Below are 13,705 nucleotides of genomic sequence, written 5' to 3' on the forward strand. Positions count from 1 at the left end.
ACGGGCTAAGGCTGAGCCCTCAACTGCTATGGTCGGAAATGATCTTCCAGCCTTCCGGCCGGCGTTCGAACAGCAGCGAGGTCATGCCTGTGTCGGTCCGGCCGCCGGGATAGCGCAGCGTCCAGCGCGCCCACAGCATCTGGTGGACGTTGCTGATCCGGCGGTGGCCGAGCATCTGGAAGCTCAGTGCGCCGCGCTTGGTCGGGTCGGTGCCATAGCCCTTGTCGTAGCGGGCGGCGATCGCCGCCTTGCCGCGGACGAGGCCGTCCTTGGTCACGAAGACGGCATCACCGGCGTAGATGTCTAGGAACTTCGCCATGTCGCCGCTGGTCCAGCCCGCGGCGCTCGCGACCATCGCCGCCTCGATCGCGGGTTGCGGATCCGCGTCGGGGGCGGGGGCGGGGATGCGGGCGGGCGCGACCAGCGCGGCGGCGAGCAGGATCGGCATCATCGTTCGTCCTCCGTGACGGGATTGACCAGCATCGCGAGGCGCGCCTCGTCGAGCGGGGGTGCGAGCAGGAAACCCTGGTAGATGGCGCATCCTTCCGCCGCGAGCAGCGCCCGCTGCGCCTGCGTCTCCACGCCCTCCGCGATCACCGGCAGGCCGAGCGACCGAGCCAGCGTCATCACCGCGCGGACCACCCCCCGATGGCGCGCGCCGTCGCCGACCGCCAGTGCCTTGTCCAGCTTGAGATAGTCGAGCGGCAGCGCCGTCAGATAGGCGAGGCTGGAATAGCCGGTGCCGAAATCGTCGAGCGCGACCTTGATCCCCGCATCGCGCAGCGCGTCGAGGACGCCGGCCGCGGCTTCCAGGTCGCGGATCGCGCTCGATTCGGTAATCTCGACGGTCAGTCGCGCCGGCGGAAAGCCGCTGGCGACGACCCGGGCGAGGAACGCGTTCGCGAAGCCCGGGCGGCCCAGATCGGCCGGCGTCAGGTTGAGCGCGACCCGCAAGGCGGCGCGGGCATCGCGCCACGCCGCGGCGCGCGTCAGCACCAGCGACTGGATGTGGTCGGACAATGCCAATCCGAGGTCGGCGCGCTCCGCCGCGGCGAACAGCACGTCCGCGCCGAGCGCGCCCAGCCGGCCGTGCCGCCAGCGTGCCAGCGCCTCGACCCCGATCACCTCGCCGTCACCGATCCGGGCCTGAGGCTGGAACAATATGTCGATCTCGCCCTGCTCGATGGCATAGTGCAGGTCGACCGCCATCGCATCGAGCGGCGCGGCGCCTTGCGGACCGACGACGCGGACCATGCCGCTGTCGCTGGCCTTGGCGGCGGCGAGCGCCTCCGAGGCGCGGCGCAGCAGGCGATCGGCATCGTCGCCCGGCGCACTGCCGGCCATCGCCCAGCGACTGCCGAGCACCGCGAGCCGCCCCGCCACCGCGAGCGGCTTCGCCAGCGCGCCGTCCAGCCTGGCCGCCAGCCGATCGAGCGTCGCCGCGTCCGCCGCCGCGGCGACGATCAGTTCGCCGCCACTTGGCACCGCGACGATCGCCGCATCGCCGAGCAGGTCGGCGACGATCGCCTCCACCTGGCGGTGCGCCTCCGCGATCAGCACGTCGCCCGTCGCGCGACCGCGGGCGGCGTTCAGGATGTCGAGTCGCGACAGGGCGATCATCAGCACGCCGATCGGAGCGCCCTGCGCCAGTCGGGCCGCGATCCAATGCTCCGCGACCGCGACCTGTTCGTCTTCCCGCTCGCTGGGCAGGCGGCGATCGTCGGGGCGGGCGCCCGCGCGATTGGCGTGGCGGCGTGCGAAGCGGAGCGTCTGGCGGACCGAATCGTCGGCGGCGTCGCAGGCGAAATGCGTCGCGCCGGCGGCGTAGAGCGCATCGAGCGTCGCGTCGTCGTCGACCCTGTCGAGCAGCGCGACCAGCGCGCCGCCCGTCGCGGCGGCGAATCCGCCCAGCGCGCGCACGGCCTCGATCCCCGATTCGGTGTCGCGGCGCGCATCGACCAGCGCCACCGCGGCGTTCTCCGCCATCGCCGCGTGCACGTCCGCCTGCTGAGCCGCGCTGACGATCCAGCCGTCCGCGCGCGCCACGGCCGCCAGTCGATCATGATCCTCCAGCGACACGATTATCACCGTGCCGCGCTCGTCTCTCCGCCCCATCGTGCCACGACTAGGCGGTGCGACCGTTTCGGGCAATGTGGAACGGACTTGTCCGCGCCGGGTTGACGTCCTAGCTCGATGACCATGGCCTCCGCTCCACCTTTTCCCGATCAGCGGCTGGTCGATGCGCATGGCCGGGCGATCCGGTATCTGCGCATATCGGTCACCGACCGCTGCGACCTGCGCTGTCGCTATTGCATGGCGGAGCAGATGACGTTCCTGCCGCGGGCAAAGCTGCTCAGCCTCGACGAGATCGCGATCATCGCGGAGCGCTTCATGGCGCGCGGCGTGACGAAGATCCGCCTGTCGGGCGGGGAGCCGCTGGTGCGACGCGACGTCGGCGATCTGGTGCGCCGCCTCGGCCGTCATGTCGGCCAGGGCCTCGACGAGCTGACGATGACGACCAACGGGACGCGGCTGGCCCAATATGCGGACGAGATGGTCGCTGCGGGCATCCGGCGCATCAACGTCAGTCTCGACAGCCTCGATGCAGACCGGTTCCGCTTCATTACCCGGCATGGCGACCTCGGCCAGGTGCTCGGTGGCATCGCGGCGGCGAAGGCGGCCGGGCTCGCGGTCAAGATCAACATGGTCGCGCTCGCCGGGCTCAACGAGGACGAGATCAGCACCATGCTGCAATGGTGCGTCGACGAAGGGCATGACCTGTCGCTGATCGAGACGATGCCGCTGGGCGCGATCGACGAGGATCGCGTCGATCGGTTCGTGCCGCTGACGCGTGTCTTCGAGGCGCTGGCCGCGCGCTTCCCCCTGGCCCGCGACCCGCACCGTACGGGCGGTCCGGCGCGCTACTGGCGGGTCGGCGAGAGTGCGACGCGGCTCGGCCTGATCTCGCCGCTGACCGCCAATTTCTGCGACGGTTGCAACCGCGTGCGGCTGACCACCGAAGGCACGTTGTACATGTGCCTGGGTCACGAGGATCGCGTCGATCTGAAGGCGGCGCTCCGCGACGGCGGCATACCGGGCCTGGACGCGGCGATCGATCACGGGCTGATGCGCAAGCCCGCGCGGCACGACTTCACCATCGGCGCAGGCGCCGCGCCCGCGACGACGCGGCACATGAGCGTCACCGGCGGATGAACGCCTTCGAACGGCGCGCGCTTGTCGCCTCGCCCACCGCACCCGCGCAGGCCGCCGCCGCCGAACTGGCGGATGCCGCCGACTGGGTCGATCCGGCCGAGGCGGATGTCATCATCGCCTTGGGCGGCGACGGTTTCCTCCTCCAGACGCTCCACGCGCAGCTCGATCAGCGTCGTCCGGCGGTACCCGTGTTCGGGATGAACCTGGGCACGGTCGGGTTCCTGATGAACGAATGGCGGCGCTTCGACCTCGGCGAACGGCTCGCGCGCGCCAAGCCGTTCAAGGTGACGCCGCTCAGCGCCACCGTCACCGGCATGGACGGCCGCGTCCATCAGGCGCCGGCGATCAACGAGGTGTCGCTGCTGCGCGAGACGCGGCAGACCGCCAAGCTGGAAGTGACGGTCAACGACCGGATCGTGCTCGACGAGCTCGCCTGCGACGGCATATTGGTGGCCACCCCCGCGGGGTCGACCGCCTACAACCTGTCCGCGCAGGGGCCGATCCTGCCGCTCGGCTCGAACATGCTCGCGCTGACGCCGATCAGCCCGTTCCGCCCGCGGCGCTGGCGTGGCGCGATCCTGCCCGACAAGGCGCGGATCTCGATCCGCGTCCTCGATCCTGGCAAGCGACCCGTGTCGGCGGTCGCCGACCAGCGCGAGTTCCGCGACGTCGCAGAGGTGGCGATCGGCATGGATCGCGCGCGCGAGCTTACGTTGCTGTTCGATCCCGAACATGCGCTGGACGATCGCATCACCATGGAACAGTTCATCGCCTGACCCGCGTCGACGGGACGGGGCGGGCAGGTGGAACGCCTCCGACACACCATTGTGGAAAACCCGCGAAAACGGGGTTGCGCGATCCGAATTGCCGTTTATAGACCCCCTCCACACAGCGACGGTAACGGTCCCTGATAGCTCAGCGGTAGAGCTCTCGACTGTTAATCGAGCGGCCGTTGGTTCGAATCCAACTCAGGGAGCCATCGCTTCGCCCTTGCGAAGCTGACCTGCCGTCACTGTGTCCTTCCCGATTAGCGGTTGCCAAGCCTTTCGCGACGCGACATCATGGCCGCTGGCGAGGCGCACAACGCGCCCGCGGGAGAGGTTTCACATGATCTACCTGGAATTGGCGATCGGCGCGATGGCCGCGGCAGTGCTCGCGGTGCCCGTCCTGCTCGCGGTCACGAGCAAGCCTTCGGTGGACGCCGAGGACTCGCTGCCGGGCTGAGCCAGCCGGGGGAAGAGGGTGTCGCCGCCTGGCGCGACTGCACCGAACCTTCACATACTGATTACGTTTAACGCATCGGAAACGGCGCGCGATTAGGGTAGGGGCGACGCGAGCATGCCGTGCAATGGCATGCCGCTTCGTTTGTACAGGATCGTCGCCCGTGGACCTCATGCATCGTGCGACCGCCGCACAACTCGTCGCCTCGCTGCATCGTCCGTTGCGGGCATCGGTCGGCGAATGCCTGGACCTCTGGCGGCGGCTCGATGACGTCACGCGTGCCCACGCCTATCTGGTGCTCGAGGGCCCGGAGCCGAATGCGCGGCGCACGCTCAATGCAACGGAGATCGCCGCCCTCGTCGCGCACTGATCGACAGCGTCGGCCGTCGCCGGGATCGAGAGCGGCGTGGTGCGCCCGTACCAACCGTTCCGAAACCGAGGCGACGAGGCTGGCCCGGTCGCGCGGCCGCCCTTTTCCAAACTCCGGCTAGCCGCCGCAACGCAGCGTTCGGGGTGGACGCGCGGGGGCGCCGCCGCGATCGACGCACGGATCGCGCCTTAGCTTCGCTCGAAGCCGATCGCGATCGCCACCGCAAGCACGACCAGCACGGCCAGGAAGACGAGCATGCGCGGGATCGCCTGCCGCTGCGGCTTGTTCCGGAAGGGGTCCTCGTCGGCCATCGGTTGATCTCTCAATATGTTATCGACCAGTCTTAACGTCCGGCGGTAGCTTTGGTGGCGTAGGCGAGCGGTTGCTTGCCGCGTGCGCATGCCCGCCCCACATGCTGGGTCGTCAACATCGAAAGGGAAGCGAATGCGGCAGGCGCTCGGCATGCTGGCCATCGACACGCGCGGCAAGGGGCTGCTCGAGATCACCGAGCGCGTTGCGGGCTGGGTGGCGGAGCAAGGCCTCGCCGACGGCCTGCTCACGATCTTCTGCCGTCACACCTCCGCGTCGCTGGTGATTCAGGAGAATGCCGCGCCGGCAGTGCGCCGCGACATGGAGGCCTATTTCGAGCGGATCGCGCCAGAGGACGCGGTCTACGAGCATGACGACGAGGGACCGGACGACATGCCGGCCCATCTGCGCACCGCGCTGACCGGCGTGCAGCTGACCATTCCGCTGATCGACGGCGCGCTCGCGCTCGGCACGTGGCAGGGGATCTATCTCTTTGAACATCGTCGCCGGCCGCACCGCCGCAGCCTCGCGCTGCACCTGATCGGCGCCTGAACGCGGCGATGGAGCGTGCCATGATGGAGCCAAGTCGTTCATCGCTCGTTCGACTCGCATAGCGTAAGAACGGCGGGTTCGCCGCACCCGCGCGCGAATGGAGTATGGGAAACATGATGCATCTTGGCCGTAAGGCGATGATCGCGGCGATGGCCGCGAGCACGCTGATGGTCGCGGGTTGCGCGACCGAGACCACATACCGGCCCGCCACGGGCCAGGGCTTCAATCGGACAGGTTACAGCGAACGGCGGATCGAGCCGGATCGCTTCATCGTCAGCTTCGCCGGCAACAGCGTCACGTCGCGCGACACGGTCGAACGCTACCTGCTGTTCCGCGCCGCCGAACTGACGCTGCAGAACGGCTTCGACTATTTCGTCATGGCCAACCGCGACACCGATCGCCAGTCGCAGGTCTATACGACGCCTGGGATCGGCGGCTTCGGTGGATTCGGCGGTTATTGGGGCCCGGCGTGGCGCTATTACGGCCGCGGCTTCGGCTGGCGCACTTGGGACCCGTGGTTCGGTGGCTTCGGCCCATGGGACAATGGGTTCGATATCCGCCAGATCGACCGGTACGAGGCGACCGCGGAAATCGTCATGCGCCACGGGCCGATCCCGCGCGACAATCTGCGCGCGTTCAACGCCCGCTCGGTCGTCGACACGATCGGGCCGAGCGTGGTGCTGCCCAAGGCGAACTGACGCGGCGCGGCGGTCGACGCCGGACGCAAAGTGGGGCCGGTCGCGGATCGCGCGACCGGCCCCTTTTCGTTGGCCCCGCCCTGCACCGATCCATCCCCTCGCCGGATCGCACACCAGATGGGTGCAGTGCGCGGATATGGACCCCGGCAGCGGTGCCGCGGCGTCGCTCTCGCGATCCGCGCCCGTGCCAAGGGGCGCGGCTAGCGGCCCTTCGCCTCAGGCGGTTACCGCGCCATGGCAATGCTTGTACTTGCGGCCCGATCCGCACGGACAGGGGGCGTTGCGGTTGACGCGGCCTTCCCAGCCGGCCGGATCGTCGCCCAGGTCCGGCGCCTCGGGCTGCACCATCTGCATCGGCGGCAGCTGCGGCATGACGCGGCCCAGCGTGGCGGCGTCGATGTCCGCCGAATTGTCCTCGCCGGTGAACGGGTCGAAGTGCGTCGTGATGAAATCGGGCAGCTCCGGCAGCGGCGGCGGCGCCTGGATCTGGAACTCGGCATAGGCGATCGTGCGGCTGACGTCCTCGCGGATCGCGTCGAGCATCCGCTGGAACAGGCTGAACGCCTCCTGCTTATACTCGTTGATCGGCGTCTTCTGCGCATAGGCGCGCAGATGGACGACCTGGCGCAGCGCATCGAGTGTCGCCAGATGCTCCTTCCAATGATGGTCCAGATTCTGGAGCAGGATCGATTTCTCGACCTGCTGCCACGTCTCCGGCTCGAGCTGCGCGGCCTTTTGCGCGACCATCGCATCGGCGGCCTCGCGCACGCGCTCCTCGACGATCTCCGGATCGATCGCGTCTTCCGTCAGCCAGTCTTCCACGGGCATGTCGAGGTTCAGCGTCTCGACCAGCCGCGTCTTCATGCCGGCGACGTCCCATTGCTCCGGATAGGAACCGACCGGGCAGGCCTCGCCGACGATCACGTTGACCGTCTCCGCGCGCATGTCGCTGACGACGTCGCCGACCGTCTCGGCATCCATGATGTCCGCGCGCTGCTCGTAGATAACCTTGCGCTGGTCGTTCATCACGTCGTCATATTCGACGACCTGCTTGCGGATGTCGTAGTTGCGCGCCTCGACCTTCTTCTGCGCGGTCTCGATCGCCTTGGTCAGCCACTTCGACCCGATCGCCTCGCCGTCCTCGATGTTCGACCGCATCATGCGCGCGAACAACGTGTCGGGACCGAAGATGCGCAGCAGGTCGTCGTCGAGGCTGAGGTAGAAGCGCGACAGGCCCGGGTCGCCCTGGCGGCCCGAACGGCCGCGCAGCTGGTTGTCGATGCGCCGGCTCTCGTGCCGCTCGGTGCCGAGCACGAACAGGCCGCCCGCCGCGAGCACTTCCTGCTTCTCGACCTCGATCTCCTCGCGGATGCGCGCCGCCGCCGCCTCATATTCGGGCGTACCCTCGACCAGGTCGGGATGCTCGTCGAGCATCCGGAATTCGAGGTTGCCGCCCAATTTGATGTCGGTGCCGCGGCCGGCCATGTTGGTCGCGATCGTTACCGCCGACTTGCGACCGGCCTGCGCGACGATATGCGCCTCCATCTCGTGGTAACGCGCGTTGAGCACCTTGTGGTCGACGCCCTCCTGCACGAGGAATTCGCTCAGCAGCTCGGATTTCTCGATCGACACCGTGCCGACCAGCACCGGCTGGCCCTTGGCGGCATGCTCGCGGATCTTCTTGGCGATCGCGCGGAACTTGTCGTTGGTGTCCTTGTAGAATTCGTCCTCCTCGTCGACGCGCTGCACCGGCACGTTGGTCGGGATGGTGACGACGTTCATCTTGTAGATGTCGTAGAATTCGGCCGCTTCCGTCGCCGCGGTACCGGTCATGCCGGCGAGCTTGGGATACATGCGGAAATAGTTCTGGAAGGTGATCGAGGCCATCGTCTGGTTCTCGGGCTCGATCGTCACGCCCTCCTTCGCCTCGACTGCCTGGTGCAGGCCGTCGGACCAGCGGCGCCCGTCCATCATGCGGCCGGTGAATTCGTCGATGATGACGACCTTGCCGTCCTTGACGATATAATCGGTGTCGCGCTTGAACATCATGTTCGCGCGCAGCGCCTGGTTGAGGTGATGGACCACCTGCGTATTCTCGAAGTCGTAGAGGTTCGCGCCCTGCAGCAGGCCCGCCGCCTCCAGCAGCCGCTCGGCCTTCTCGGTGCCGTCCTCGGTCAAAATGATCGACTTCTGCTTCTCGTCCTTCTCGTAATCGTCGGCGCTCAGCTGCTTCACGATCGCGTCGACGCCCATGTACAGTTCCGACTTGTCGTCGGTCGGGCCGGAGATGATCAGCGGCGTGCGCGCTTCATCGATCAGCACCGAATCGACCTCGTCGACGATCGCCATGCTGAAGGCGCGCTGCACCATCGACGAGCGCTCGTACTTCATATTGTCGCGCAGATAGTCGAAGCCGAACTCGTTGTTCGTGCCGTAGGTGATGTCGCTATTGTAGGCGGCGCGGCGCTGCTCGTCGGTCAGATTGGGGATGATCGTACCGACCGTCAGACCCAGGAAGCGATAGACCTGGCCCATCCACTCCGCGTCGCGGCTGGCGAGATAGTCGTTGACGGTGATGACATGGACGCCGTCGCCCGGCAGCGCATTGAGATAGGTGGCGAGCGTCGCGACCAGTGTCTTGCCCTCGCCGGTCCGCATCTCGGCGATCTCGCCGCGATGGAGGACGATGCCACCGATCATCTGCACGTCGAAATGACGCATGCCGAGCACGCGCACCGCCGCCTCGCGTACGGTGGCGAAGGCTTCGGGCAGCAGGTCGTCGAGCTTCGTGCCATTGGCGAGCTGCTCGCGGAATTTGGCGGTCTGGCCGGCGAGTTCCTCGTCCGACAGCGCCTGCAGCTGCGGCTCGAAGGCGGCGATCTTGGCGATGATCGGGTTCAGGGACTTGACGTACCGGTCGTTGGACGAACCGAACAGGGATTTGGCGAGGCCGCCGAGCATAAGCGTGATGTCCTGATGAAGGCCGGCGCGCACGCGATGACAGGCGGCGCGGCCGATGATGACATGGGTCGTGGGCGCAAGCGGCCGGGGCCGCGGGACGTTCGATGCAGGGACGCTATTCGCGCCGGCGGCTCGCGTACAGCCGCACGACCGCAAGCGATCGGGCGGGAAGGGGGCGGGCGACCGCGATGTCGATCAGACGGGCGATCGCCGCCTGCGGCCGTTGCGCGACCCGCACCGCCGCGACACGCGCCGCGGCGGCGGTGACCTGCGCGCTCACCGCTTGCGCCGCGGCGGGCGCACGCGTCGCCGATCCTACCCCGGTCAGGGCGGACAGCAGCGCGGAAAGAAGCAGCAACAGGTTCATCGGGCGCCCGGCATAGAGACTGCGGCGGCGGGCGTCCACCGTGGAAGCGGGGCGGGACGTCTCATCCCGCGGCCTTGGCCAGCCCTTTCGACAGCTGCAGCGCGCCGTGCAGCCGCGCCTTGGCGTCGGGCCACGCGCGTTGCAGCACCAACTTGCTGTCGGGGCGCAGCTTGGCGACGCCGTTCAGCCGGTCGACATAGGCGAGCAGCCCCTGGACGTTGGGCGGCTTGTCGTCGTGGAACGAGACCAGCACACCGCGCGGGCCGACGTCCATCTTGGCGATGCACGCCTTCTTGGCGTTGAGCTTGATCTCGATGACGCGGATTAGATTGTCGGTGGCGTCGGGCAGGGGGCCGAACCGGTCGATCATCTCCGCCGCAAACGCCTCGATCTCGCGCGACGAATCCAGCTCGTTGAGGCGGCGGTATAGTCCCATGCGCAGGTCGAGGTCGGGGACGTAATCGTCAGGGATCAGGATGGGCGCGTCGACGGTGATCTGCGGCGAGAAGTCGCGCGGGCGATCGCTCGCCAGGCCGCCGGCCTTGGCGTCCATGATCGCCTCTTCCAGCATCGACTGGTAGAGTTCGTAGCCGACCTCCTTGATATGGCCCGATTGTTCGTCGCCCAGCAGGTTGCCCGCGCCGCGGATGTCGAGGTCGTGGCTGGCGAGCTGGAAGCCCGCGCCCAGGCTGTCGAGGTCGGACAATACCTTCAGGCGCTTTTCCGCCGTGTCGGTCATCTGCCGTTCCGGCGGCGTCACCAGATAGGCATAGGCGCGTGTCTTAGACCGGCCGACCCGCCCGCGCAGCTGGTAGAGCTGCGCCAGCCCGAACCGGTCGGCGCGGTTGACGATCATCGTGTTCGCCGACGCGATGTCGATGCCGCTCTCGATGATCGTCGTGGAGATCAGCACCTCGAACTTCCTGTCGTAGAAGGCGCTCATCCGCTCCTCGACCTCGGTCGCGCTCATCTGGCCGTGCGCGATGACGTAGCGCACCTCGGGCACCTCGTTGCGCAGATAGTCCTCGAGGTCCGGCAGGTCGGCGATACGCGGCGTGACGAGGAAGCTCTGCCCGCCGCGATAATGTTCGCGCAGCAGCGCCTCGCGCAGCACGACCGGGTCCCAGGGCATCACATAGGTGCGCACCGCCAGCCGGTCGACCGGCGGCGTCTGGATCACCGACAGTTCGCGCAGGCCGCTCATCGCCATCTGCAGCGTGCGCGGGATCGGCGTCGCGGTGAGGGTGAGCATGTGCACGTCCGCGCGCAGCGCCTTCAGCCGCTCCTTGTGCGTCACGCCGAACCTCTGCTCCTCGTCGACGATGACGAGGCCGAGCCGCTTGAACTCGATCCCCTTGGCGAGCAGCGCGTGCGTGCCGACGACGATGTCGATGCCGCCGCTCGCCAGCCCCTCCTTGGTCTTCTTCGCCTCGGCGGCGGGGACGAGGCGCGAGAGCCGGCCGATCTCGATCGGAAAGCCTTCGAACCGTTGGGTGAAATTGTTGAAATGCTGCCGCGCGAGCAGCGTCGTCGGACAGATGACCGCGACCTGCATCCCCGCCATCGCCGCGACGAAGGCGGCGCGCAGCGCCACCTCGGTCTTGCCGAAACCGACGTCGCCGACGACCAGCCGGTCCATCGGCTTGCCCGCCGCCAGGTCGGCGAGAACGTCCTCGATCGCGCGATCCTGGTCGTCGGTCTCTTCATAGGGAAAACGGTCGACGAAGCTCGAATAGCCGCTGGGATCGGGCTCGGCGATCTCGCCGGGGCGCAGCGCGCGCTCGGCGGCGACCTTGATGAGCTCGCCCGCGATTTCGCGGATCCGCTCCTTCATCTTCGACTTGCGCCGCTGCCACGCCTCGCCGCCCAGCCGGTCGAGCGCGGTCGCTTCCTCGCTGCTGCCGTAGCGCGACAGCACCTCGAGGTTCTCGACCGGTACGAAGAGCTTGTCGCCGCCGGCATATTCGACCGCGACGCAGTCGTGCGGGCTCTGGCCGACGGGGATCGAGGTCAGGCCGAGATATTTGCCGATGCCGTGATCGGAATGGACGACGAGGTCACCCGGCGTCAGCGTCGCCAGCTCGGCCAGGAACGCATCCGCCGACTTCTTGCGCTTCGCCCGCCGTACCAGCCGGTCGCCCAGCATGTCCTGCTCGGTCAGTACCGCGACGTCCGGCGCGGTGAAGCCATGGTCGAGCGGCAGCACGACGAGCGCGACACCCGCGCTCTTCCCCGTGTCGGCGATGCCCAGCGCCTCCTGCCAGGTCTCCGCTGCCTTGGCGCCGTTCAGGCCATGGTCCTTGAGCAGGGTGCCGAGCCGTTCGCGCGCCCCGTTCGAATAGCTGGCGAGGACGGGCTTCTTGCCCTCCTTGCGCAGCCGGCCGAGGTGCTGGACGACCGCATCGTAGACATTGGCGCCGCTCGAGCGCTCGGGCGCGAAGTCGCGCGCGCCGTCGACGCCGAAGTCGAGCACCGTCCGGCTCTCCGGCTCGTGGAACGGCGTCGCCGTATGGACGTGCCGCGCTTCCAGCGCCTCGCGCCACTCGCGCTCGCCGAGGTAGAGCGCGGTCGAGCCGAGCGGGCGATAGCTGCCCGGCTGCGCACCCTCCGCGCGCTGGCGGTTCTCGTAATAATCGGCGATCGATTCCAGCCGCCCCTCGACCGCGCCGGCGACGCCCGCGTCGCGCACCACCACGTCGTCGGCGCCGAGGTGGTCGAACAATGTCGCCAGCTTGTCCTCGAAAAGCGGCAGCCAATGCTCCATGCCCGCCAGCCGCCGGCCGTCGCTGATCGCCTGGTACAGCGGATCGCCCGTCGCCGTCGCGCCGAACTTGTCACGGTACCGGCTGCGGAAGCGCTTGATCGACTCCTCGTCGAGCAGGGCCTCGGACGCGGGCAGCAGGGTGAAGCCGTCGACGCGTCCCGTGGTGCGCTGGTCGCCGGGATCAAAGGTGCGCACGCTCTCGATCTCGTCGCCGAAGAAATCGAGACGCAGCGCTTGCTCCTCGCCGCTCGGGAACAGGTCGACGATCCCGCCGCGCACCGCATATTCGCCATGGTCGTGCACCGTGTCAGTGCGGACATAGCCGTTCGCCTGGAGCAGCGCGGCTAGCTTGTCGCGGTCGATCCGCTCGCCGGGCGCGAGCCGGGCAACGAGCTGACGGATGCGGAACGGCGTCAGCACGCGCTGCGTCGCCGCGTTTGCGGTGGTCAGCAGCAGCTGCGGTGCCTTCACCGACCGCTGCAGCCGGTGCAGCGCCGCCACGCGCTCCGCCATGATCCGCAGTGTCGGCGAGGCGCGGTCATAGGGCAGGCAGTCCCAGGCCGGCAGGCCGATCACCTCCAGGTCGGGCGCGAAGAACGCCGCCGTTCCCGCGATCGCCCGCATCGCGCCCTCGTCGGCGGCGACGAACACCGCGCGCGCGCCCTTCTGCGCGGCGGCGCGCGCCAGATCGGCGAGGAAGGCCGGCTGGAATCCCGCCGGTATGCCCGACAGGGTCAGCGGTGTCTTGGCGGACAGGATCGTCTTCAGGTCGGGCATCGCGGCTTTCAAACTCCCCTCGTGCGGGCAGGAGGGGTCGGTCAACATTCTCCCCTCCCGCTTGCGGGAGGGGCAGGGGGGTGGGCCCGACGTGTAGGATCAGGCGGCAAGGCAGGGGGATGGATCAGGCCCACCCCCAACCCCTCCCGCAGGCGGGAGGGGAGAATAGAAGCGCCCCTCCCGCACACGGGGGCGAGCAGGCGTCAGAACGTCGGCACGTAGGTGATCGCCCGCATCCGGTCCATCATCGGACCCTGCCAGCGCTCCGGGCATGGAAGCGAACCGATCGCCCAACCCATGATATCGACGTCCTGCTCCTCCAGAAGCGTTTCGAACCAGTCGAGTTCCGCGGGCGTCATGCTGGCGCCATGCGCGTCGAAGAAACCGCCGATCATCAGGTCGGCCTCCTTGGTGCCGCGATGCCAGGCGCGGAACTTCAGGCGTTTGAGGCGAGTGGCGTGGTCCATGCGGCC

The 13,705-nt window shown here is 68.3% G+C and carries 12 protein-coding genes and 1 tRNA gene; 6 read left to right on the forward strand and 7 right to left on the reverse strand.

All coding sequences use genetic code 11. The annotated features are described in order from the left end of the window. Positions 1-19: 19 nt before the first annotated feature. The gene (locus RF701_RS01275; protein WP_308813817.1) at positions 20-451 is read right to left on the reverse strand and encodes a DUF4440 domain-containing protein; all 432 of its coding nucleotides are present in this window, start codon (positions 449-451) and stop codon (positions 20-22) included. Beyond that, a complete protein-coding gene (locus RF701_RS01280) occupies positions 448-2,115 on the reverse strand; it encodes an EAL domain-containing protein (RefSeq protein WP_210358697.1) in 1,668 nt (555 codons plus the stop codon). The genes RF701_RS01275 and RF701_RS01280 overlap by 4 nt, the downstream gene beginning before the upstream one ends. A gap of 78 nt (positions 2,116-2,193) precedes the next feature. Between RF701_RS01280 and moaA the strand changes: the two genes are divergently transcribed. From moaA to RF701_RS01300, 4 genes are all read left to right on the forward strand, one after another. Continuing rightward, positions 2,194-3,213 carry a GTP 3',8-cyclase MoaA gene (moaA, locus tag RF701_RS01285; protein ID WP_374758574.1) on the forward strand — a complete coding sequence of 340 codons (1,020 nt, stop codon included), beginning with the start codon at positions 2,194-2,196 and terminating at the stop codon, positions 3,211-3,213. Next, positions 3,210-3,989: an NAD kinase gene (locus tag RF701_RS01290; RefSeq protein ID WP_203311169.1), complete on the forward strand. Its 780-nt coding sequence runs from the start codon at positions 3,210-3,212 to the stop codon at positions 3,987-3,989. The genes moaA and RF701_RS01290 overlap by 4 nt, the downstream gene beginning before the upstream one ends. A gap of 128 nt (positions 3,990-4,117) precedes the next feature. Then, positions 4,118-4,192 (forward strand) — tRNA-Asn (locus tag RF701_RS01295). Between the two features lie 405 nt (positions 4,193-4,597). Beyond that, positions 4,598-4,804, forward strand: a complete 207-nt coding sequence (locus RF701_RS01300; protein WP_203311168.1) for a hypothetical protein — start codon at positions 4,598-4,600, stop codon at positions 4,802-4,804. Positions 4,805-4,992: 188 nt separating this feature from the next. On the opposite strand, the gene RF701_RS01305 is transcribed toward RF701_RS01300, so the two are convergent. After that, positions 4,993-5,115, reverse strand: a complete 123-nt coding sequence (locus RF701_RS01305) for a hypothetical protein (RefSeq protein ID WP_275298334.1) — start codon at positions 5,113-5,115, stop codon at positions 4,993-4,995. Between the two features lie 133 nt (positions 5,116-5,248). Between RF701_RS01305 and RF701_RS01310 the strand changes: the two genes are divergently transcribed. Both RF701_RS01310 and RF701_RS01315 read left to right on the forward strand, forming a co-directional pair. After that, positions 5,249-5,665 (forward strand): secondary thiamine-phosphate synthase enzyme YjbQ, encoded by a 417-nt coding sequence (locus tag RF701_RS01310; protein WP_308813818.1) that lies wholly within the window; start codon positions 5,249-5,251, stop codon positions 5,663-5,665. Positions 5,666-5,778: 113 nt separating this feature from the next. Continuing rightward, entirely contained in the window at positions 5,779-6,363 is a 585-nt protein-coding gene (locus RF701_RS01315; protein WP_203311166.1) for a hypothetical protein, read from the forward strand. Between the two features lie 216 nt (positions 6,364-6,579). On the opposite strand, the gene secA is transcribed toward RF701_RS01315, so the two are convergent. The 4 genes from secA to RF701_RS01335 form a co-directional block, all read right to left on the reverse strand. Then, entirely contained in the window at positions 6,580-9,324 is a 2,745-nt protein-coding gene (secA, locus tag RF701_RS01320; RefSeq protein ID WP_210358700.1) for a preprotein translocase subunit SecA, read from the reverse strand. 115 nt (positions 9,325-9,439) lie between these two features. Beyond that, positions 9,440-9,691, reverse strand: a complete 252-nt coding sequence (locus RF701_RS01325; RefSeq protein ID WP_308813819.1) for a hypothetical protein — start codon at positions 9,689-9,691, stop codon at positions 9,440-9,442. Positions 9,692-9,752: 61 nt separating this feature from the next. Next, entirely contained in the window at positions 9,753-13,232 is a 3,480-nt protein-coding gene (mfd, locus tag RF701_RS01330) for a transcription-repair coupling factor (protein ID WP_210358904.1), read from the reverse strand. A 203-nt stretch (positions 13,233-13,435) separates the two neighbouring features. After that, on the reverse strand, positions 13,436-13,699 hold the full coding sequence (locus tag RF701_RS01335; protein WP_203311164.1) for a succinate dehydrogenase assembly factor 2: 264 nt from the start codon (positions 13,697-13,699) through the stop codon (positions 13,436-13,438). Positions 13,700-13,705 lie beyond the last annotated feature (6 nt).

Origin of the sequence: Sphingomonas sp. GV3 (assembly GCF_031082075.1) — a bacterium.
Classification (GTDB): Bacteria; Pseudomonadota; Alphaproteobacteria; order Sphingomonadales; family Sphingomonadaceae; genus Sphingomonas; species Sphingomonas beigongshangi.